Origin of the sequence: Fundidesulfovibrio magnetotacticus, assembly GCF_013019105.1 — a bacterium.
GTDB classification, from domain to species: domain Bacteria; phylum Desulfobacterota; class Desulfovibrionia; order Desulfovibrionales; family Desulfovibrionaceae; genus Fundidesulfovibrio; species Fundidesulfovibrio magnetotacticus.
On record NZ_BLTE01000009.1, the window covers coordinates 88264 to 109600 of the forward strand.

Here is a 21337-nt window from a genome sequence, read left to right on the forward strand (position 1 = left end):
TCCATTGACCAATACATCTCTGCATTCGACTCCGAGAACAAAGAACTAAAAGAGAAGATAAAAAGCCTTGAGAAGCAGAACGACATCCTTGAGCGTCGCAATCTCGCCCTTGAGCAATCTATCACCCCACAGACTGGGGTATCCATAATCCAACGGGGACCAGGAGCAGATCTCTATCCCGACGAAGCCAAAGATATAATTCTCGATACACTTAAGCAAACGATTGAGAATCTTAAGAACGGTAGCCGACGCAAAGACATTCTTTCTGAAATAGTTGACTCAAACAAAGAAGGAGGACAAAGAAGGTTGATTCTCGAAGAATTGCGCAAAATATTCCCGGAATATCGATCTATAACAGAGAAAATGAAAAGATCACTCGAAAGGCTTGGACTAACAATCACAGGAGACAACCACCCAAAATTAAGATTCGAAAACAACGACAAATACTCTGTCACACTTTCTGCAACCCCGAGTGACGTCAGGACAGGTCAAAACCAAATCAGCAACATCAAATTACAACTGCTATAATTTTTACGATAGTTTACCCTCAGTACGCCAGCTTGCCCAGGCTCTTGAGTATCAGCGTGAGCCCCATGGCGAACATGCCCGTCAGGCCCATGCCGCAGGAGAACCCCGCCAGGAGCACCGGGGCGTATTGCCGCCACATGGCCCCGTACTTCTTGTGGAAGTACCAGCGGCCCAGGAAGGCCCCGATCACCTCCAGCACCAGCCCGTGGGGGATGTGCTGGCCCAGGCCGCGCACCACGCCGTACACCAGGAGCACCGGCAGCCCCAGGGCGTTGAGCGCCGCGTAGGTCACCAGGCCCAGGCCAAGGCCCGCGCCCAGGTAGTGCCCGTTGAGGGCCTGGAAGAAGAGCGAGTTGCCCTCCAGGGTGGAGGTCTGCATGAGCAGGCTGTTGAGCGCCTGGAGATGCCACAGCTCCTGGGCGTAGGGGTAGGCCGTGGAGGGGATGGGGGCCAGCTGCCAGATGAACTGGGAGAACAGCAGGCTGGCGATCATCACCACGGGGAAGACCACGATCTCGGCCTTGATCACACCGCGCAGGCTGGTGCCCGTCAGCTCGATCTCGCGAAAGTCAACGGTGGCCTTGCCGTAGTTGTGGATGGGGATGGGCGCGTACCAGATCTCGATGCCGTGGTACCCGAAAAACCTGGCCCCGGCGATGAAGCTGGCCTCGCGCACCAGGGGCAGGCTCACGAACTGGCCCGCGATGCCCTCCATGCGCGCCGTGATGTAGGAGATCACCGGCGTGTAGACGAAGCCGTAGAGCACGAAGAATATCCAGGGGAAATCCGGCACCAGCCAGAGGCACAGGGCCACGTAGCAGGCCGTGGAAGCCACGTAGATGGCCACGGACACCCAGAAGTTGATGTCGCCCCGCTCGGGATGGCTCTTGAACACCTGGCGGTAGTCCACCCCGCCGCCGGGCCCTTTGCGGAAGCTCTTGGCCACCTGCCAGATGCCGATGACCCCGATGGCCAGCCCCAGGCCCAGGCCGAAGCTCAGGTAGAAGTCGAAGTTGTTGGCGAACACCGTGTCCACGGTGCCCATGCCCGGGTGCCAGCGGTGCAGGATGCCGTGCTCATGCAATATGGGGTTGGCCACGAAGGTGATGAGCTGCCCCACCAGACCGCCGATCACCGCCCAGAACGGCAGCACCATGCCGGTGAACACCAGGCCCAAGTCCAATTGGAGCCCCGTGGCCACGGCGGGCATGACGCCTTCGGTGTGCCGGGTCAGGTCGATCCAGGGGATGGGGATCAGGCGCACGGGCTCGGTGAAAATGAGCCCCGAAACCACGGGAAAGAGCACGTAGACGCTGCCGAAGAGTATCCCGATCACCCCGCCGATGGAGAACACGCGCCACTTCCAGCCGGTCTTGCGCTCCTCGGCGGACTCGGCCAGGGCCATGGTGCCAAGCGCCCCCACGGGGGCCATGGGGAAGGGCAGCTTCTCCACGTCGGAAGTGATGCGGTAGAGGGCGTAGCCCAGGCCGAAGTGGTCCACGCGCTGCACGATCTGGGAGCCGATGAGCAAGAGGATGGGCGTGAGCCAGTCGCGGTGCAGGAAGGTGCGCTCCGTGAGCGATTCCGACCCCAGCCCCGGGGCCACCCACGAAGGGATGAACTCCGTGAGCCCAAGCATCTTGGCCGCGTCGGACTGCACAAGGTACTGGTTCCACAACAGGCCCGAGAACGGCGAATGCATGGCCGCCCCAGCCATGTAGTAGAGCAGGAACACCTCCTGCTGTTTGAGGTCGGAATAGGCGCGCTTGGCCACTTCCGCGAAGAGGATGATGGTCACCCAGCGGGCGGCGGGGCCGATGCCCGCGCCGATCACCAGGTTCAAGTACATGGAGCCGGGCATCATCAGGAAGCCGATGAAGATGGCCCCGGCGATGGTCTTCCAGTCGAACCCCTCCTCGAAATGGGCGGGGGTTTCCAGGAGGTCCCGGTATTCCTTGAGTTCTTTGTCGTCGTACATGGTCAGTCACCGGTCCTGGACGAGCCGTTCACGAGGGGAGCACCTGATAGCTCTGGCCCAGGAAGAGCCCGGCCACGGCGAACACGCCGCCCATCAGGAAGTCCCCGAGGATGAGCCCGATGAAGAGCATCCGGGCCTTGGCGAAGAACTCCACCCCGCCGTAGCGCAGCGCGGCGTGGTTGCACAGCCAGCCCACGAAGAAGCTGAACCAGAGGATGCGCATGGAAGAGCTGTACATGGTCAGGTAGCCCACCGGGTGCAGGGGCCACCAGTAGAAGCGCTGAAAGCAGAGGATGAGCCCCAGCATCACCACGGCCCCGGCTCCCGCGTAGGAAATCACCCAGGGGTTGAACCCCGAGGGTGCCTCCAGCAGACGCTGGGCGTCCTCGTAGACGCGCAGCACAGAGGATATCTCCCATTCGGCCTGGAGGTCGCGCACGCCCACCTTGTGGCACAAGGCCAGCATGGCCGTGAAGGACACGACCACGCCCAGCCCGATGGCCAGGCAGATTCCCGCGAAATAGAGCCGTTTGCGCGCCACCGGCTCGCCCACCTTGGCCGCGTGCACCAGGGAGGGCATGAGCGATTCGCGCAGGTCCAGGAACTGGATCTTCTGGAGCATCACGCCCATGAGCAACCCGGCCTGGCTGAAGAAGCCCGAACCGAAGAAGGCCAGCAGCCCGTCGGAGGGCGCGGCCGTAAGCGTGAAATAGGCGATGCCGCCCTGGCAGATCACCCGGCTGGCCACCACCATCACCACGAAGAAGATGCCCAGCAGCAGCACCGTGGCCCCAAGGGGCATCCCGAAGGCCGCGCACCAGGCCATGAGCCCCGCCCCGCCGGCCACCAGGCCCCAGAAAGCAAGGCGCGTGGAGAACCATTCGGATTCGCGCGGGCGCGACTCCCCCTTGCCGAAGGCCGTGCGGACAACCTCCAGCAGGTGGTCGCGCGCGAGCCAGACCACGAAGAGGAAGAACACGCCATAGGCCCCGATCATCTGGGTTTCCTCCACCAGGGTCAGGGTGGGGCCGAAGGTGACGCCCAGGGCCGAGGGCGGCGTGTGCAGCCCCACCAGGGCGAGCGCCCCGGTGAGCAGCCCCCCCAGCACAAAGAACACCCAGAAGCTGAGCGAAATCTGGCGCGAGGTGAGGAAGGCGAAGCCCACGAAGGCCGGGATGAGGTAGATCTTGAGCTTGCTGAAACCCATGAACAGGCCCGTGCGCGGAAAATATGGCCCGGCCAGGAGCACCGTGGGAATCTGGGGCACCGAGGGCATGTAGGTGGAAAGCCCGTTGACCGTATGCAGCACCACCGGGATCATCAGCCCCGTGAGCAGAAAGCCGTTGGTGAAGAAGGCCCCCACCCTGCCCTCCTGGAAGGACTCCTCCATCAGATAGGGCAGGCGCAGCAGGGGGAAGTTCATGCGCTCGTTGACGATCCACTGGCGGCTGAAGAGGTTGACGATGCACACCATCACCACGCACGTGAGCCCGATGAACACGCCCCAGGCCGCCATGGGCCCGGCCCAGGCGCTCCAGGGGATGCGCTGGAGCAGTTCCAGCCAGCCCAGGCGTCGGCCGTCGGGCAGGCCGTTGTAGAGCAGCTCCACGGCGTTGTGGTCGGTGAGGGTCCAGGCCTGGGGCAGCAGGGGGGCCAGGGTCTCGTTCCAGCGGTTGCCCGCCGATGCGAAGTGGTCCACGGCCGTGAGGTTGATGAGCAGCGTACGCATGAGCCCCGTGTAGGCGATGCCCGACATGAGCACGGCGAGCATCCACGAGCCCAGGAGCTCCGCGCCGTTGAAGAGGGGGGCTGTTTTGAAGATGCGGGCGACCAGGGCCGTGAGGATGGTCAGGCACACCAGCAGGATGAAGGGGGCCAGGGGGAAGTGGCCGCCGCCCAGGGGCGTGGCCGCCAGGTACATGTTGTTGTAGGGCGTGGCCAGGCAGAGCAAGGCGCCCGAGAGCACGCCCAGCACGACCGCCCGGGGCCTGATGACGCTTTGTTTCATGCGCTTGCCGTTTCTTCCCGCGGTGACCGTTCTTCCGGGTTCAGGCCCGGGCCTGGGCCTGGTTCAGAGTCTGGGCGGCGTGGGCCTCGGGGTTCTTGGTGCTCACGTCCACGCTCTGCTCGTAGGCCTCGCGCCGCTCTTCGTCCAGGGAGCGCCAGACGAGCATCTGCTTGCGCAGGTCGTCCAGGAAGCCCTTGTTGAGACGTTTCCACATGCCCGCCTCGCCGGCCTCCCGGGTGAGTTCCACCTGGATTTCCAGGTAGCCCGGGTGCCACATGGCGGGCGAGAAGGTGATGGTCACGTGCTGGTTGATGCCGAAATCGAAGGGAGCGAGCCACACCCGGGCCATGATGCGCAGGCAGGAATCCAGAGAGCAGAACTCGCCGTGCAGTTCGCCGGGGTGCGGACCGGCCCCGGGGTCCTTCCAGGGGCAGACGAAGTCCTGGCGGACCTCGGCCGTGGAGAACAGCCCGTGGGACACGTCCTGGTGCGCCTTGTAATACTCCAGAAGGAAGCCGCCCGCGCAGTCCTGCTCGCGGATGTGCATGAGGAAGGGCAGCGTGGCGGTGATGGTGTTGCCCTTGGGTTCGGGCAGGGTCCAGGAGCGGTTCACGTCGGGGATGGCGATGTTGGCGGCCACGCGCGCGGGGTAGATCACCGAGAGCAGCACCACGATGATCACCAGCACCATGGCGGCCACGCCCGCCAGCGAGGAGTAGTTTGCGGTCATGCCAGACCACAAGGCGGTGCCCGAGAGGAGCGCGGCGGCGGTCTGGGCCAGGATGTAGCCCATCACTGCCGAGAGCACGGCGAAGGCCAGGGCCTCGGCGATGAAGAGGAACGAGACGTGGGTGGGGGCCAGGCCCACGGCGGTGTAGACGCCGATCTCGCGTTTGCGCTCGTAGACCGAGCCGATCATGGTGTTGAGCACGATGAGCATGGCGATGGCCAGGGGCACCACGATGTTGGGGGCTCCGGCGTAGTTGATGGCGTCGGTGGAGTGGAAGACGAAAGTGCCCTCGGGGAGTCCGGCGAAGATGGTCAGGCCGAAGCGGTCGGCCAGTTTGCCGGCCAGGTCCCTTGCTGCCGTGCCGGAGACGGCCAGGCTCTTGAGCTGCCCGCCCAGGCTCATGACGGTCTCGTAGGGCAGGATGATGGTCTGCTCTCCGGGCACGTGCTGGTAGCGCCCCTGGAAGCTCACCACGTCCTCGCCCGACTCCACGGCCTCCTTCTCTGACTCCGAGACCTCCACGGCGGTCTCGCTGGGGAAGGTCACGGGGGTGAGGGGTTCGCCGTCCAGGTCCGGGAGGGCGTCGAGTTCCTTGCCTGAGAAGATGCCCGCCACGGTGAAGCGTTCGCCCCAGAGGTCCACGTGGCCGCCGGGAACCGCGCCGATGCGCTCGGCCAGGGCCGAGGGCAGGAGCACGGCGCGGCGCTCGCCCTCCTCCAGCCAGCGCCCGGCGGTGAGGATGCGGTCCATGCGGCTCACGCGGGCCTCCGCCCAGGAGAGCCCGGTGACGCCCTGCACGGTCTCGTAGCCTTTGGGGCCGCGCACCTGGGTGACGAAGGCGCTCACGCGGTCGCGCGGTTCGATGACTGCGCGCGGCGCGGAGAGGCCCTGCCCGGCCTGGTCGGAGAGGACGTTCTCGGCCTCCACGGGGATGGATTTCCAGCCCAGGTCTTTGAGCATCACGCCCTGATAGGTGCTCTGGGGCGAGAAGCGCACGGCGTGGTCCACGCGGGCGCTGCGCACGCTGGTGAAGCTCATGATGGTGAAGGTGAGGATCACCAGGGTGGCGCAGGTGAGGCTCGTGCGGATCTTGCGGCGGCGCAGGTTGGTGACGCCGATGGCGAAGGAGGCGGCGAAGGCCTTGAGCTTGCCGATCTCCGAGGCCTTCACGTGCTTGGCCCGGCGCTGCATCTCCTCCATTTCCTGCTCGAAGCGCATGATGATGATGAAGGCCACCACCCCGGCCAGGGCGATGATGAAGAAGGCCAGGATCACCACCAGGGGGCTGTAGGTGAGCTTGAAGGCCGGGTGCACGTTGTAGATCACGCCGATGACGGCCGTGAGGATGCCCAGGAAGCCCAGAATGCGCTTGTGGATGTCTGCGAAGGCGAAGATGAGGCGCTCCATGCAGTAGGCGAAGGGCACGAAGAGGGCGATGTAGAAGAGCACGCCCATGAGCACGTCCTTCTGGGTCTTCTCCACGTCGGCGTAGACCTTGGCCGCGAAGGCCCAGGAGGCCCGCGCCTGGGAGAGGGCCTCGTCGTAGCGCCCGCCCTGGCGCAGTTCTTCGGCCTTGGCCAGCTGCGCCCTGCCCTCGTCGGTCATGGCGCGGATGCGCTCGTTGAAGATTCCGTGTGCTTCGAGGTTGCGCACGCGCGGGCCGACGAGGTCCCACATGTCGGAGGCGGCGCGCAGCTCGGTCCAGGGGAGCGTGGGCCAGGCGTCCACGGGGTAGCCTTTGCCGGGCGGGTCCTCCGGGGTGGCGTTGAGCAGGAGCATCTTGCGCGTGAGCACCGTGTCCGAGAGCAGGAGCTTGTAGGCCGTGCCCGGCTCAAGGAACACCGTGAAGAGCGTGGAGTCCAGGGTGTCCAGGCGCGAGAACCAGTAGCGCTGGGGCTCGGCCTCGCGCCGTCCGTCGAGGAGTTCCACCTTGGTGAAGTAGCGGAAGGAGCGCGGGTCGAAGGTGGAGAACACCGTGCTCTGGCGGCAGCCGAACATCACCAGGTCGGTCTCGGAGACGAGCCTGCGCAGGCGCGGGCGGTAGGCCTCCTTGCCGGTCTGCTTCTTGTCCACGGCCCACACGGCCTGCCCCGTGGCGGGGTCGAAGCGGTAGGCCTCGATGATGGCCTTGTCCAGCACGTGCTTGCTGTCGGCCAGGCCCGCCACGGTGAAGGCCCCGGCCGAGTCGGCCATGGCCAGGAAGCGGCTCTCGCCCTGGAAGACCAGGGCCACGGTGCCGGGCGCGGCCCGGTCCGGGAAGAGTTCGCCCTGGCGGATGAACTTGGCCCGCCCGGTGAGCGTGGCGAAGCCGTTGCGCGGCAGGGATTCCGGGACGTCGAAGGGCTTTTCGGCCAGGGCCTGGAGCAGCCCGGTGGCCAGGGCGGACTGACGGGCCAGATTGGCCTTGTCCACGTGGACGGGCAGGTCGTCCGGCGTGCCCCAGAGGGGGCGGCCGTCGTTCACGGTGGCCAGTGAGAAGCCCAGAAGCCCCGAGAGCGCGGAGACCTCGCCGCCCAGCTGGGGGTTGTCCACGAAGTAGCTGCGCCAGGGGCGGGAGCGGTCGGCGCGCAGGCCGTTGACGAACCGCATGGCGTCCTGGGGATAGCCAAGCCCCTTGGCGGCGTCGGTCAAAAAGCCCGAGAGCCCCGAGTAGGCCTGGACGCGGTTGATCTCGGGCTTGAGGGCGTAGAGCCAGCCGTCGTTGAAGGCCCCCACGCCGTCGCCGTGGCTGGAAAGGTGCAGGGAGGCGGCGGCCATGATTTCGGCGTCGCCCGTGAGCTGGCGCAGTTCCCGGGCCGATTCCACGGCGGCCAGGCGGCGGCGGGCGTCGGCCTCGTCGAGCTGGGCGGCGGCGCGCACGACGGGCAGCAGTTCGCGCACGGCCCGGGCCTCGGCCTCGTCCAGGCCCGCGAAGCCGCCGCGCCAGCTCAGGGCGCGCAGGGCCTCCCGCCGGGCGGTGAGCTGGGCCAGCTGGGGCTGGTCCTTGGCGGCCTCGTCCAGGCGCAGGCGCATGAGCCGGGTGGTCACGCGGTCCACCTCGTCCTTGAGGGCCGTGTCCAGGCCTTTTGCCAGCTGGGGGTCGTCCAGGCGGACCTCCGGGGCGTCCAGGGCAGCCAGCAGGTCCGAAGCGGTCTTGGCCTTGTCGCCCAGGTCGCGGCGCAGGGTGCGCAGCTCCTTGCCCTTCACGCGGAAGGCGGCCAGGAACTCGCGCCAGCCCAGGAGCGACTGGGATCGCCCCGCCGTGGCCACCAGGAGCACGGAACGTTTGGGGGGATTCCTGGTCCAGGCCCTGGCAGCGTCCATGAGGGCCGCCAGGGAGGAGGCCTCGTCCGCGCCTGGGGAGCGCCCGGCCACGTAGGCCTGGCTGTCGTAGAACGCCTCAACGGCCACGATCTGGCGGGCCAGCGTCTGGTCCGAGCCGGGAAGGAAAAGATAGACGTTGCGGGCCAGCACAGGGTTCCAGGCCGCGCGCGACTCCAGGGCGGCGCGCTTCCCGGCGGAGGCGGCCAGTTTTCCGGCGTGCTCCCCGGCGGCCCAGAAGCGGGGGAAGACCACGGGGGTCAGCTCCAGCTTGTCCTCGTAGAAGCCCTTGAAAGCCGGGTCGGCCTCCTTGCGCCGGTCCAGGTAGACCACGGCCTTCGCGCCCAACAGGGCGGCGTTCATCCAGTTCTTGCCCGAGTCCAGGTCCATGAGCACGATGGCCCCGGCCACGTCCTTGCCGTTGAAATCGGAGAGTTCGCCCTGCCCCGCGTCCACCAGGAGGCCTTCCAGGCCCGAGGCGGCGGCCGGTGTGAGCACGTTGAGGTCGGTCTGGTGCAGGGGCAGCACCTGGCCGTCCACCAGGATGGAGCAGGGTCCGTGCACTTTGGCCACGGCGGGAAAATCCTGGAAGCCGGGGGTTCCGGCGTTCAGGGAGGCGAACCAGGCGTGGACCAGGGCGGCGGCGCGGGCGGCCCCGTCGGAGCCCAGGGAGCGGTCGCCCAGGGAGGCCAGGGCGGCGGCGGGGTCGCGTCCGAAGGCCTCGAGAAGTTCCGGGGGCGGGGCGTCCTGCTGTTGCTTTTTGGCCGCGCGCGCGGGGGCCGTCCAGGCGGCGAAGAGGGCCAGCAGGAGGGCCAGGGTCGCCAGACGCCTCATCTAGTGTTCCTTGCCGATGCCGCCGACCACGATCTTGAGCTGGTCGCGCTCCTCGATCTTGTCGATGCGCCCGTCGCGGATCCAGACCACGCGGTCGGAGACGTTGAGCATCTTGTAGTCGTGCGTGGCGCTGATGACGGTGACGCCCCGCTGGCTGGAGAGGTTCTTGAGCAGGGTGATGATCTCCTCGCCGGTGGTGAGGTCGAGGTTGCCGGTGGGCTCGTCGGCCAGGACGATGGCGGGGTTGTTGGCCAGGGAGCGGGCGATGGCCACACGCTGCTGCTGGCCGCCGGAGAGTTCCATGGGCCTGTGGGCGTGGCGTTCGCGCAGCCCCACCAGCCCCAGGAGCTCCAGGCCCTTCTCGGCGGCCTCATCGTCCGGGACGCCCGCGAAGGTCATGGGCAGCGTGACGTTTTCCAGGGCCGTCATCACCTGGATGAGGTTGAAGGTCTGGAAGATGTAGCCGATCTTGCGGTTTCTCAGCCAGGCCAGCTCGAAGGCGTCCAGCTGGGCGATGTCCACCTCGTCGATGAACACCTTGCCGGTGGTGGGCTTGTCCAGACCGCCGATCATGTTGAAAAGCGTGGACTTGCCCGAACCCGAAGGCCCCATGATGGAGAGGTATTCCCCGGAGCGGATGGAGAGGTCCACGCCCTTGAGGGCCTGCACCGTGAGCTTGCCCAGCTCGAAGGACTTGGTGACCCCCGCGACCCTGACGATGTTGTGCGTCTGCGGCATGACTTATTCCTCGGCCCGCATGGCCGCCACGGGGGGCATGCGGGAGGCCACCAGGGCCGGATAGGAGACTCCCGCCAGGCTCAGGAGGAACCCGGCCAGCACGGCCCAGCCCAGGGAGCAGGCCATGTCGCCCAGGGGGGCGTGACGCGCGGCGGCCAGCCCGAAGCGCAGCACGCCCACGGTCAAGCCCGCCAAGCCGCCCAGCAGCGCCCCGACCACGGACCCGGCCACGCCCTGCATCCCGGCCTCCAGCAGGAAGAGGCGCAGCACGAAGCTGTCCAGCGCGCCCAGGCACTTCATGGTGCCGATCTCGCGGAAACGCTCGGTGACGGCCATGAGCTGGGCGTTGACGATGCCCACCGCGCACACCAGGAGCGAGAGCATCACCAGCCAGCGGTCCTTGGCGCTGGAGGCCACCACGTAGGTGCCGGGAAAGCGCCCGGGGGCCAGGTCGTACCCGGCCTTGACCAGGTCGGATTGCAGCTGCGGGTCGCCCGAGGCCAGCAGGCCCATGGCCACGTCGTGCCCGAAGAGGGTGAAGGCCAGGAAGGCCACGGCCAGCACGAGGCTGGTCACGGTGATCAGGGAGCGGAAAAAACGCACCTGAAGACTTTTGACGCTGATCTCCAGGGACTTGCCCAGGGGCAGCACCACCTGGCGGGACACAGCGCCCGCCTCCCCGCCCGGCGTGACGGGAGGCAGGACGAGGGCCGGACCTTGGCCGGAAGGGGGTGTTTCGGGGGGGTGCTGATCCATGCTGATAACGCGCGTCCTGGCTTGGAATGCCACCATGGGCTGTCTATCCCACTTCCCCGGAAATGGGAAGCGCCGCCGCGACTCGCTCTCGCGGCGGCCGGAAAGCGCTACGGCCGCAAAAGTTCAAGCGGAACTTCAACTCCCTCCCAGTCCGGCAGGCAGCTCGCCTCGAAGCCGTCCAGGGCCACGCTCCAGTGGTGGAGCAGGAACGGCCCCTCCCCTCCGCCGCCGTACAGGGCGTCCCCGCGCAGCGGATGCCCCAGGGCCGAAAGGTGCGCCCGGATCTGGTGCCTAGCCCCCTTGGCGATGCGCGCCTCCACCAGGGTGTCCGCTCCCAGGCGCGCCAGGGGCTTCACCGTGGTCCAGCGCAGGGCGTCGGGGGTGTCCTGGGCCAGGATGCGGGTTTTGGAGCGCTTGGCCGTGTCCAGGTCGCGCCGCACGGCCGCCGGCCCCTCCAGCGCGCCCTGGACCACCGCCAGGTAGCGTTTGAGCACCAGCCCCTGGTTCTCCAGTTCCCTGAAGCGCTCCTCGTATTGCGGCGTGTAGGCCCCCAGCACGATGCCCGAGGTGTCGCGGTCCAAGCGGTTGACCAGCTTCACGGCCCACTCCGGGCTCAGGCGCGGCAGCATGGCCTCCAGGCTCTCGCCGCCGCCGCCCGCGAGGGACACCGTGTGCAGCCCGGCAGGTTTGCGGAAGGCGGCGTAGCGTCCGTCCTCGGCCAGGAGAGCAGGGCCGCCCCCCCCCGAGGGGATTTCCGGTGGAGCCTGCTCTTCCATGGCGGGAAGGCGCACCTCCTGCCCGGCGCGTAGTTTGCGAGTGGAACCCCAGGCCTGTCCGTCCACCGTCACCGCGCCGCGCTCCACCAGCCGCCGCGCCGCGCGCAGCGGCATGGGGCAGGCCTGGCTGAGGAAACGGTCCAGCCGCAGCCCCGCGAGCCCGGCATCCACCACGATCACCTTTTGATTTGTCTTGTCCATGGGGAGGGTCTATAGGACATCGTGAGCCTTTCCAAGGAGCATGACCATGAAACCCGTAGCGCGCGCCGCCATCATCCTGGGTGGAATCCTGGCTCTGGCCCTGGCAGGACTGGCCGTCCTGGCCGCCACCCTGGACCTCAATCTTTTCAAGGAGCGCCTGGGCGCGGCCCTGAAGGACGCCACCGGCCTGGAGATATCCTTCGACGGCCCCCTGTCCAGCTCCTTTCTGCCCACGCTCTCGGTTTCCCTGGAGCGCGTCAGCCTGCGCTCCCCTCTGGACCCGCCCGGCGCGCCCCCCCTGGCCTCCCTGGGGTCGGCCAGGGCGTCGCTGCGGGTTCTGCCCCTGCTCTCGGGCCGCGTGGAGGTGGAGACCGTGAGCGTGCGCGGGCTGGCCCTCACCCTGCGCCGCGACGCCCAGGGACGCCTCAACCTGCCCACTCCCAAGGTGAAGTCCGTCGCGGTGGAGGGCGAGAAGGTGGTGGTGGTCACCCAATCGGACGAGCGCATCCTCCTGGACTACCGCCTGGAGGCCCTGGACCTGCAGCAGTGCGCCCTCTCCTGGGAGGACCAGGCCTCGGGCGCGGCCCTGCGCCTGGACAATGTGACGCTCACGGCCCGGGGCATCGCCCGGGGCGCGAGCTTCCCGGTCTCCTTCTCGCTGGACTACGCGCTCGCATCGCCCAAGGCCTCGGGACGCCTGGAGCTATCCGGCAAGGGCCAGGCCTGGCCGGAGGCCCTGCGCTTCGTCTTCGCCGATGCGGCCTTCAAGGCCACCCTGTCCGGCGAGAACCTGCCGGTGCGCGCGGCCGAGACCACGGCCTCGGGCACGCTGCGGGCCGATTTCACCTCCCAGACCTACGCGGCCGAGGGGCTTCTCCTGGCCGCCAAGGCCTCCGGCGGGCTGCTGCCCGCCGACCCCGCCGTGGTGGCCCTGGGGCTGGACGCCGGGGCCGACCTGGCCAAGGGCACGGCCCAGGTGACGGGCCTGAAGCTGGACGCCGCGGGGCTCAAGCTCGCGGGCGAGGCCCGCGCCGAGGGTCTCTCCGGCGGCAAGGCCGGGGCCGGGCGTTTCACGGCCCGACTGGCCTCCGAAACCTTCGACCTGGGCGCGTTCCTGGCCCGCTTCGGGGTGGCCCTGCCCGAGGCCGGTCCGGCGGGCTTTTCCCTGGAACTGACGGCGGACAGGGCTCTGGAGAGCGTGGACATCTCCTCGCTGAAGCTCTCGGCCCTGGGCCTGGACCTTTCCGGCTCGGCCCGGGCCGCGCTCGCGGGGGATGCCCCCGAGGTGAAGGGCGCGCTCGTCCTGGCCCCGTGCGAGCCGCGCGCCGTGATGCGCCGCCTGGGCGTGGCCGCACGCCCCGCCGGGCCGGACGCCCTGGCCTCCCTGGCCGGAGCCGTGGATTTCGAGCACCGTGGCCAGCGGACCAAGATTTCCACGCGTGAGTTCCAGCTGGACCGCCAGCCCCTCTCGCTCACGGCCGACGTGGACCGTTCCGCCCCGAGGCCCAAGGTGTCCTTCGCCCTCAAGGCCGCGTCCCTGGACCTGGACGCCCTGCTGCCCGCCGGGCGCGCCGATGCTCCCGGGTCAAATGCTCCCGGGGGCGGGGAGAAGCCCGGGACCGCTCCGGCCAAAGAAGCAAGAAAGACGCCCCAGGCCGGGGCAGAGCCGTCCGGGTCTCCGGCGGACGTGTCGGGCGTGGTGGACGTGGCCTCGCTCAAGGCCGCCAAGCTCAGAATGCGCGACGTGCACGCGCGCCTGGAGGTGCGAGAGAAGTCTCTGGAGCTGGACCCCCTGCGCCTGAGCCTCTACCAGGGGACGCTCCGGGCCAGCGCCTCCACGGGTCTGGAGCCCGGGGCATCGCGGCCCCTCTCGCTGAAGGCCTCTGCCGAAGGCGTCCAGCTGGAGCCCCTGCTCAAGGACCTGACCGGCAAGGCGCGCATCACCGGACGCGCGGGGCTCAACGCGGCGCTTACCGCCCGAGGCGACGACGAAGCCCGCCTGCTCTCCAGCCTGGGCGGGCGGTTCTCCTTTTCCCTGCGCGACGGGATGATCCCCGGCGTGGACCTCACCCCGGCGGCCTTCTCCACGCCGGAGAAGGTGGCGGCCCAGGGCTCGGGCCAGGGCGGCACGCGCTACGAATCGGTCACGGGAAGCTTCACGGTGGCCAACGGCGTGGCCACGGGCAACGACCTCGTGGCCGTGGTTCCGCCGCATCGCGTGGAGGGGCAGGGATCGGTGAATCTGGCCGCCCGCACCCTGGACTACCGGCTCCTGGTGCGCTTCGCCAAACTGGCGGCCATCCCGGTGCAGCTCAAGGGGAGCCTGGAGTCGCCGGGGGTGTCGGTGGACGCGGCGGCCCTGGCCGGTCTCGCGGCCAAGGGCGCGCTGGACGCCGTGACAGGAGCTCCCGGAGCCGTGATCAAGACCCCGGGCGACGTGGGCAAGGGCGCGCTGGATGTTCTCGGCAACATCCTGGGAGGCCCCAGGAAGAAATGAGACGCCCCGCTAGTGGGATTCTGCGGGCCGCACGGACCAGTGCTTGCCGGGCACGCGCACCAGGTGGAGGTCCGACCCGGCGTCGGCGCACAGGAGCAGCTCGCGGGAGTCGTCCACCCAGTAGGCGCTGATGATGGGCGCGTCGCGGGACTCGCGCAGGATGTCCATGGCGAGTCCGTGCAGGGTCTTGAGAACGTCCTCGCTCACGAAGAGGTCGTCGAAGTCCACCTCGTTCAGGGCGGCCTCTCCCAGGCCCAGGCTGCGGGCGACCCGCCGGGCCTGTTCGGGCTTGGTGAGGTCCGGGGCATGGTGCAGGGCGTGCATGGTCGGCCTCCTTGCCGGTCTCGGATAGCGTCAAGCAAATCCCGTGCCCACCTTTCGAGCACTTCCAGCGCCCTCCACGCATCCAGGTGATTGCCCAAGGCGCGCGAAGGGTTTACACCATGCCCGACGCCATGATCGAACAACTCCACGCCTCGGCCGGGTCCGGCAAAACCTACCGCCTCACCCGCCGCTTCCTCGCCCTGCTCATGGCCAGCGGCACGCCGGGTCCCGCCTGCGGCGCGCAGCCGGACCAGGCCTACGGCCCCGAGGCCATCCAGGCCATCACCTTCACCAACAGGGCCGCCGCCGAGATGCGCCAGCGCGTGCTGGGCGCGCTCAAGGCCCTGGCTCTGGGCCAGCCCGACCCGGAATTCCAGCGCCCCGAGGACCGCCGCAAGGCCCTGGCCCTGCTGGAACGCCTCCTGCGCCACTACCAGACCCTGGACATCCGCACCATCGACAGCCTCCTGGGCCGTCTGGCCAGACTCTTCGCCCTGGAACTGGGCCTGCCCCCGGACTTCGAGACCAGCCTCGACCAGGACGCCGTCTTCGACGACCTCTTCGACGCCCTCACCGCCGGTTCGGCCGAGCTGTCCCCCCAGGCCAGAACCCTCATGGAGGCCATGGCCGACTCCCTCGCGGAATCCGGCTCCTCCTCGGGCTTCTGGCTCACCGGGGCGGTACGCGAGCGTCTGCGCGGGGTCTTCGCCCATCTGGTGGAGCACGGCCCCGCCCCGGCCTGGGACGCCCGCGCAGCGCGCGGCGAGGCCGACGCCCTCCGCGACGACGTGATCCGCAAGGCCCGGGACCTGCGTCTGGCCCTGGAGGCCGCCGGGGCCAAGCCCGCATCCAACTTCGCAAAGTATCTCGACTCCCTGGAGAACCTGCCGAGCCTGGGGGCGATGCCCGAATCGGCCTACTCCCTCAAGGACTCCATCGAGGATTGTCTCCTGGCCGCCTCCAAGCGCCTGGTCACACCGGAGATGGAGCAGCGCTTCGCCGAACTCAAACACCGCTGCCGGGCGGCGCGGGAGCGCGGCGCGCTGCTGGCCCTGGCCCTGGCCTGGAAGCCCTTCCTGGACTTCGGCAACCTACTCCTGGAGGCCTTCGAGGCCTACCGGGGCGACAAGGGCGTGGCCCTGCTCTCCCAGCTGCCCGCGGGCGTGGCCGCCCTGCTGGCCGAGGCCGGAGGCGTGCCCGAAGCCTGGTGCCGCCTGGGCTCGCGCCTGCACCACATGCTCATCGACGAATTCCAGGACACCAGCCGGGGCCAGTGGAGCGTGCTGGCCCAGCTGGCGGGCGAATGCCTCTCCAAGGGAGGCAGCCTCTTCTACGTGGGAGACGTGAAGCAGGCCATCTACGGCTGGCGCGGCGGCGAGGCCGGACTCTTCGAGGCCGCCGCCCGCGATCCGGCCCTGACGGCCATGGTCCCCGAGCCCCGGCGCGAAACCCTCGGGCGCAACTGGCGCAGCGCCCCGGAGATCGTTTCCTTCAACAACCGCGTCTTCTCGGCGCTGGCCGCCGAGGAGCCCGGACGCCTGACGGCCCTGACGCTGCTGCCCGAGGCCACCGAGCCCGAACGCGAGGCCCTGCGCCTCCAACTGGCCCAGGCCTTCGCCGACTGCGCCCAGGACACCCCGCCCGGCCGAGAGGGCGCGCGCGGGCTCGTGCGCGTGCGCTTCCTGCCCGGCGAAACGTCCGGTGAGCACGAGGAGGCCGTGCGCGAGGCCTTCCAGGACCTGGTGGTCCGCGACCTGCTCGCCCGGCGCGACCCCTCCGACGTGGCCGTGCTCACCCGCACCAACGGCGAGGCCGCCAAGGCCGCCCAGTGGCTTGTGGACCTGGACGTGCCCGTGGTCACGGAAAACAGCCTGCGCCTAGCCGAGCATCCCGTGGTGCGCGGGGCGGTCTCCTTCCTGGCCTTCCTGGACTACCCCCCGGACAACATGGCCCTCTGGGGCTTCCTCTCCTGCCGGGAACTCTTCTGCCGCTCCCAGGGCCAGGACCCGCGCGCCCTGGCCGACTGGCTGGCGGCCCAGGCCATGGGGCCGCTCTACCGCCGCTTCCGGACCGACTTCCCCGACGCCTGGAAACGGCTGGTGGAGCCCTTCCTCAAGGGAGCGGGACCGGCCGGCCCTTACGATCTGGTCTGGGAACTCTTCGAGGCCTGTAAGGTGTTCGAGGCCTACCCCGAGGACGAGGTGTTCCTGCGCCGCTTCCTGGAGCTGGTGCACAACGCCGAAACCCAGGGGCTGGGCTCGCTCTCGTCCTTCCTGGAATTCTGGCGCGAGCACGGCGGCGAGGAGAAGATCCCACAGCCCGAGGACGCCCGGGCCGTGCGCGTGCTCACCATCCACAAGGCCAAGGGGCTGGAGTTCCCCGTGGCCGTGGCCCCCTTCCACCTCTTCCCCCCGGCGCGCACGGGCCGCATGGCGCGCATCGACCTGAACGGCACGCCCGTCACCGTGCCCCTGCGCAAGGAGCTGGGCGAGGCCTGCCGCCTCCAGACCGCCAAGGACCTCCTGGAGCAGATGAACCTGCTCTACGTGGCCTGGACGCGCCCCGTGGAGGAGCTGCACGTCTTCCTGCCAGCCGCCGGGAAGCTGGAGAACCGCCATCCCCTGGCCAAGGCGGCGCGCCTGCTCCTCCAGGCCGCCGGACACCCCGGAGGCGAGGACGTGGTGCTGGGCGTCACGCCCCCCAGCCAGGCCCTGCTGGTGCCCTCCCCCGCTCCCGCTCCCCACGCCCAGGACCACCCCGCCCCGCCCGAGCCCCTGGCCGCCGGGACGCCCCTGGACTGGCTGCCCGGGCTCAAGATCAGCCGGGGCGAGCTGGGCGACCCCGCCGACCGCCTGCGCCTGACGGAGCGCGCCCGGGGCGTCGCGCTCCACAAGGCCCTGGAGCTTCACCGGCCCGGCGAGCCCGCGCGCGGCGCGGTGGAGCGCGCCCTGGCCCTCTCCGGCCTGGACGACCCCGAGGCCGCACGGGACCTGGCCGAGGGGCTCGAATGGCTCCTGGCCCAGGAGGTCTTCGCGCCCTGCCTGCACCTGGGCCTGCGCGAGGCGGAGCTCCTGGACGCCGACGGCAGGGTGCACCGCCCGGACCTGCTGGCCTTCACCCCCGCCCGCACCCTGGTGGTGGACTACAAGACCGGCCGGGAAGACCCCGCCCATCACGAGCAGCTGCGCCGCTACCTCGACCTTGCCCAGGCCCTGCCCCAGGGCGAGGGCCGCCCGGCCCTGGGCATCCTGGCCTACGTGGACCTGCGCGTGCTGCGCGAGGTCCTCCCCGGAGGCGCATCGTGAAGCCCGTCACCGTCGTCCCCTGGGACCGCGATTTCATGGCCGGCCTGGCCGCGCACCTGCGCGAGCGCTTCCAGGGCCGTTTCGAGAACGTGCTGCTGCTCTTCCCCCACCGCAGGCCCAAGCGCTACCTCATGGAGCGCCTCGCCTCGGACGAGCGCCTGCCCAAGCCCTGCCTCCTGCCGCGCACGCTCTCCATCGACGAACTCTTCGCCTCGCTGGCCTCCGGCCTGCACCCCGAGCCCCTGCGCCCCCTCTCGGAGCTGGACCGCGCGGGCGTGCTCCACGGCGTGGTCACGCGCCTGGGCATCGGGCCGCGCGGCTCCGAGCGCCCCTTCCCCGAGGCCATGAAGGATTTCCTTCCCTGGGGCCTGCGCCTGGCCCGCCTGCTGGAAGACCTCTTCCAGCACGGCGTGGACGCCGACGACATGGACCACGTGCAGGACATGGCCGTGCCCACGGCTGCGGCCCTTCTGGAGAACCTGGGGACCATCCAGCGCGCCTACCGCCGGGAGCTCCTGGACATGGGCGGCTCCACCCCGGGGCTCCTGCGCTCCCTGGCCTCCGCCAAGCCCAAGGAGGCCCTGGGCGCCCTGGAAGGCTCCCTGGTGCTGGCCTGCGGTTTCCACGCCCTCTCGGGCTCCGAGGAGGCCCTGCTGCGCCCCCTGTGGCGCGCGGATCAGGCGGAGATCATCTGGCACACCGACCCCGAGGTGGCCCGCCCGGGCGGGACGCCCCACTGGTCGTGCGAGGCCCATGTCCGCTGGCTCAAGGCCTGGAAGGCCCGGGCCGTGGTGGCCGAGGACGGCTCGCGCTCGCCCCTGCCCTCGTGGCGCACCCGCAACGACCAGTTCAGCCTCTTCGCTGCGGGCGGAGAACCCGAGCCCCCGCGCAGGGCCAGCGTCGTCTTCCACCAGGGCTTCGACCTGCACTCCCAGCTCATGGCCCTGCGCAAAGAACTCGACGCCGCCAGCGACGCCCGGGGCTACGCGGTGGTGCTGCCCGACACGAGCATGCTCATGCCCGTGCTGCACCACCTGCCCGAGCGCGGGGTGAACGTCTCCATGGGCTATCCCCTGGGCCGTTCCCCCCTGGCCCAGCTTGTGGAAACCATCCTGCGCCTCCAGGACGGCCGCATGCCCGGGGGCTACCATTGGCGCGAGGTGATCGCGCTCTTGCGCCATCCCCTGCTCAAGCTCCTGCGCGTGGGCGAGGCCACGCCGTTGCGCGTGCTCTTCCACGACTGGGAGGCCGCCATCCGCCAGGGCGAAAAATACCTCGACCCCATGGCGTGGTCGCCCCAGGGCGCGGACCCCGGGGCGCTGGCCCTGCTCGGGCGCGTGGTGGAAATCTGCTTCACGGCCTTCGAGGACGTGCAGACCCCACGGGCCATGGCCCAGGCCCTCTCCGGGCTGGCCTCCCTGCTCCTGGACCCGCTCCACGCGGGCGACCGCTGGGAGCGCTTCGTCATCGACGCCGCCTGCCTGGCGCGTCTCATGGACCAGGTGATCCCGGAGCTGCACGGCAGCACCATCTCCCAGGAGAGCTTCCCGCCCGAGGCCGTGCGCGCCATGGCCCGCGAGCTGCTGGAGCGCCAGCGCGTGGCCTTCCAGGCCGACCCCCTCTCCGGGCTCCAAGTGCTGGGCATGCTGGAGACGCGCCTGCTCACCTTCGAGCGGGTGTTCATCCTGGGGGCCTCCGAGGAGGCGCTGCCCGGCGCGCCAAAGCCCGACCCCCTGCTCCCGGACCCCCTGCGCGAGGCCCTGGGCCTGCCCGCCCAGCGCGAGCGCGACATGGCCCAGGCCCACACCTTTTACCGCCTCATCCAGGGCGCGCGCGAGGTGGGCATCTTCTATCCCTCGGGCGTGCAGCCGGGCATCCTGGACGGCAAAAGCCAGCCCAGCCGCTATGTGGAGCAGCTGCTCTGGGAGGAGGAGAAGCGCGCCGGGCGCATCATCCCCCCGGGCACGGAGCCCCGCAGGCTCATCACCATGCCCCTTCGCGGCGTGCGCCCCCCCGAGCCCGACGTGGAGAACACCCGGGCCTGCCGCCAGAAGCTGACCACCCACCTGCGCTACCGGGGCGTCTCCCCCACCCTGCTGGACAGCTTCCTGCGCTGCCCCCTGGCTTTCTTCTTCAAGTACCTCACGCCTCTGGAGCCCCTGGACGAGGTGGCCGAAGAGGGCGATCCCCCGGCACTGGGCCAGCTGGTGCACGAGGTGCTCCAGGACTTCTTCCGCCCCCTGCTCAACCGGCCCCTGGCCCCCGGCGAGCCCGACGCCGCGCGGCTCCAGGCCCTCTTCGCGGAAAAGCTCGCGCAGGCCCCCTTTTTCCGGCAGATGCCCGCCCACGCGCGCCTGCTCCTGGAGCGCACCGGGGCGCGACGCCTGGCGGCCTTCGCGGAAAACTCCCCGGCCTGCACGCCCCTGGAGCTGGAGAAGCGCATCGACGCCCAGTTGGATCTCTCCGGCGCGCCCTGCCGCCTGAGCGGCGTCATCGACCGCCTGGACCGGCGCGAGCACGGTTTGGTGATCCTGGACTACAAGACCGGTGGGCCGAAAAAGCCCGCGCGCGGCTTCTGGGACGATGCGGAGGTGTGGGACGCCGTGGACGCCGGGGACGTGGCGGCGGGCCTGGAGATGCTCCCGGAGCTGTCCCGGAAGCTCGGTTCCATCCAGCTGCCGCTCTACCTGCACGCCCTCTGGAAGGCCACCGGCGCCGAGGCCCGCGACGCGGCCTTCGTCTGCCTGGGGCAGGACGGCCTGGAGGTCCCCCTCTTCGGGGACAAGGAGGACGCCGATGCGCGCTCCCTGCGCATCCAGGAGCAGACTCCGGCACTGGCGGGCTTCGTGCTGCGCATGATCCTGGAAACCCCGGTCTTCACGCCCCAGCCCTCGCACGCCTGCGCCTGGTGCGCCTGGAGCCAGGCCTGCACGGCGAGCGGCGCGGACTGACGGCCCCGGCGCGGGGAGATCGCCCCCACCGCGCGCATGCGGCAAGGCGCGGACAGAAGGTCTTGGCGACGTCCAAGGCCCCCGACGCAGGGAGAGCCGTCTTTGTGGACCTCGAAACCCCGCCCCGGGGTTTCGGCTGCTCCCGCTTCCCGAAAGCCCGGAATCCGGGCCACAGCTCGACAGCAACCCCCGAAACGGCGTTTGCGATAGCCGCTTACGGGCGGCAAGGCCGTCCTGCTCCTGGCTGCGCTCCGCGCAAGGCCTCTGAAGAACCGCAAAGCCGACTTGTTCAGCAGCCTCAGGCCCGGAATCGCGGGCCATCCTCCCCTTTCGGAACCCTCCGCTTGACGTGCGCGCCCCTTCAAGCGATGAAGTGTTATGATCCGCAGACTGACTGGCTCGACCGACCGG

Annotated in this window: 10 protein-coding genes; 3 read left to right on the forward strand and 7 right to left on the reverse strand. The window is 69.3% G+C overall.

What is annotated here, in order from left to right; genetic code table 11:
* Positions 1 to 547: 547 nt before the first annotated feature.
* From NNJEOMEG_RS10755 to NNJEOMEG_RS10780, 6 genes are all read right to left on the reverse strand, one after another.
* Positions 548 to 2506, reverse strand: coding sequence for an OPT family oligopeptide transporter (locus NNJEOMEG_RS10755; protein WP_173084262.1), 1959 nt, complete (start codon positions 2504 to 2506; stop codon positions 548 to 550).
* Positions 2507 to 2534: 28 nt separating this feature from the next.
* Positions 2535 to 4514 (reverse strand): DUF6785 family protein, encoded by a 1980-nt coding sequence (locus NNJEOMEG_RS10760; protein ID WP_173084263.1) that lies wholly within the window; start codon positions 4512 to 4514, stop codon positions 2535 to 2537.
* Positions 4515 to 4554: 40 nt separating this feature from the next.
* A complete protein-coding gene (locus NNJEOMEG_RS10765) occupies positions 4555 to 9378 on the reverse strand; it encodes an FtsX-like permease family protein (protein WP_173084265.1) in 4824 nt (1607 codons plus the stop codon).
* Positions 9379 to 10116, reverse strand: a complete 738-nt coding sequence (locus NNJEOMEG_RS10770) for an ABC transporter ATP-binding protein (RefSeq protein ID WP_173084267.1) — start codon at positions 10114 to 10116, stop codon at positions 9379 to 9381.
* A 3-nt stretch (positions 10117 to 10119) separates the two neighbouring features.
* Positions 10120 to 10872 carry an ABC transporter permease gene (locus tag NNJEOMEG_RS10775; RefSeq protein ID WP_235956931.1) on the reverse strand — a complete coding sequence of 251 codons (753 nt, stop codon included), beginning with the start codon at positions 10870 to 10872 and terminating at the stop codon, positions 10120 to 10122.
* Positions 10873 to 10979: 107 nt separating this feature from the next.
* Entirely contained in the window at positions 10980 to 11849 is an 870-nt protein-coding gene (locus tag NNJEOMEG_RS10780; RefSeq protein ID WP_173084269.1) for an RluA family pseudouridine synthase, read from the reverse strand.
* A 46-nt stretch (positions 11850 to 11895) separates the two neighbouring features.
* On the opposite strand from NNJEOMEG_RS10780, the gene NNJEOMEG_RS10785 reads away from it, so the two are divergent.
* The gene (locus NNJEOMEG_RS10785) at positions 11896 to 14346 is read left to right on the forward strand and encodes an AsmA family protein (RefSeq protein ID WP_173084271.1); all 2451 of its coding nucleotides are present in this window, start codon (positions 11896 to 11898) and stop codon (positions 14344 to 14346) included.
* Between the two features lie 9 nt (positions 14347 to 14355).
* Here NNJEOMEG_RS10785 and NNJEOMEG_RS10790 read toward each other — a convergent pair whose 3' ends face one another.
* Complete coding sequence (locus NNJEOMEG_RS10790; RefSeq protein WP_173084273.1) at positions 14356 to 14670, reverse strand: hypothetical protein; 315 nt, start codon at positions 14668 to 14670, stop codon at positions 14356 to 14358.
* Positions 14671 to 14789: 119 nt separating this feature from the next.
* Here NNJEOMEG_RS10790 and NNJEOMEG_RS10795 point away from each other — a divergent pair, with 119 nt between their 5' ends.
* Together NNJEOMEG_RS10795 and NNJEOMEG_RS10800 are read left to right on the forward strand one after the other, a co-directional pair.
* Positions 14790 to 17975: a UvrD-helicase domain-containing protein gene (locus NNJEOMEG_RS10795; RefSeq protein WP_173084275.1), complete on the forward strand. Its 3186-nt coding sequence runs from the start codon at positions 14790 to 14792 to the stop codon at positions 17973 to 17975.
* Entirely contained in the window at positions 17972 to 20926 is a 2955-nt protein-coding gene (locus NNJEOMEG_RS10800) for a PD-(D/E)XK nuclease family protein (protein WP_173084277.1), read from the forward strand. The genes NNJEOMEG_RS10795 and NNJEOMEG_RS10800 overlap by 4 nt, the downstream gene beginning before the upstream one ends.
* Positions 20927 to 21337 lie beyond the last annotated feature (411 nt).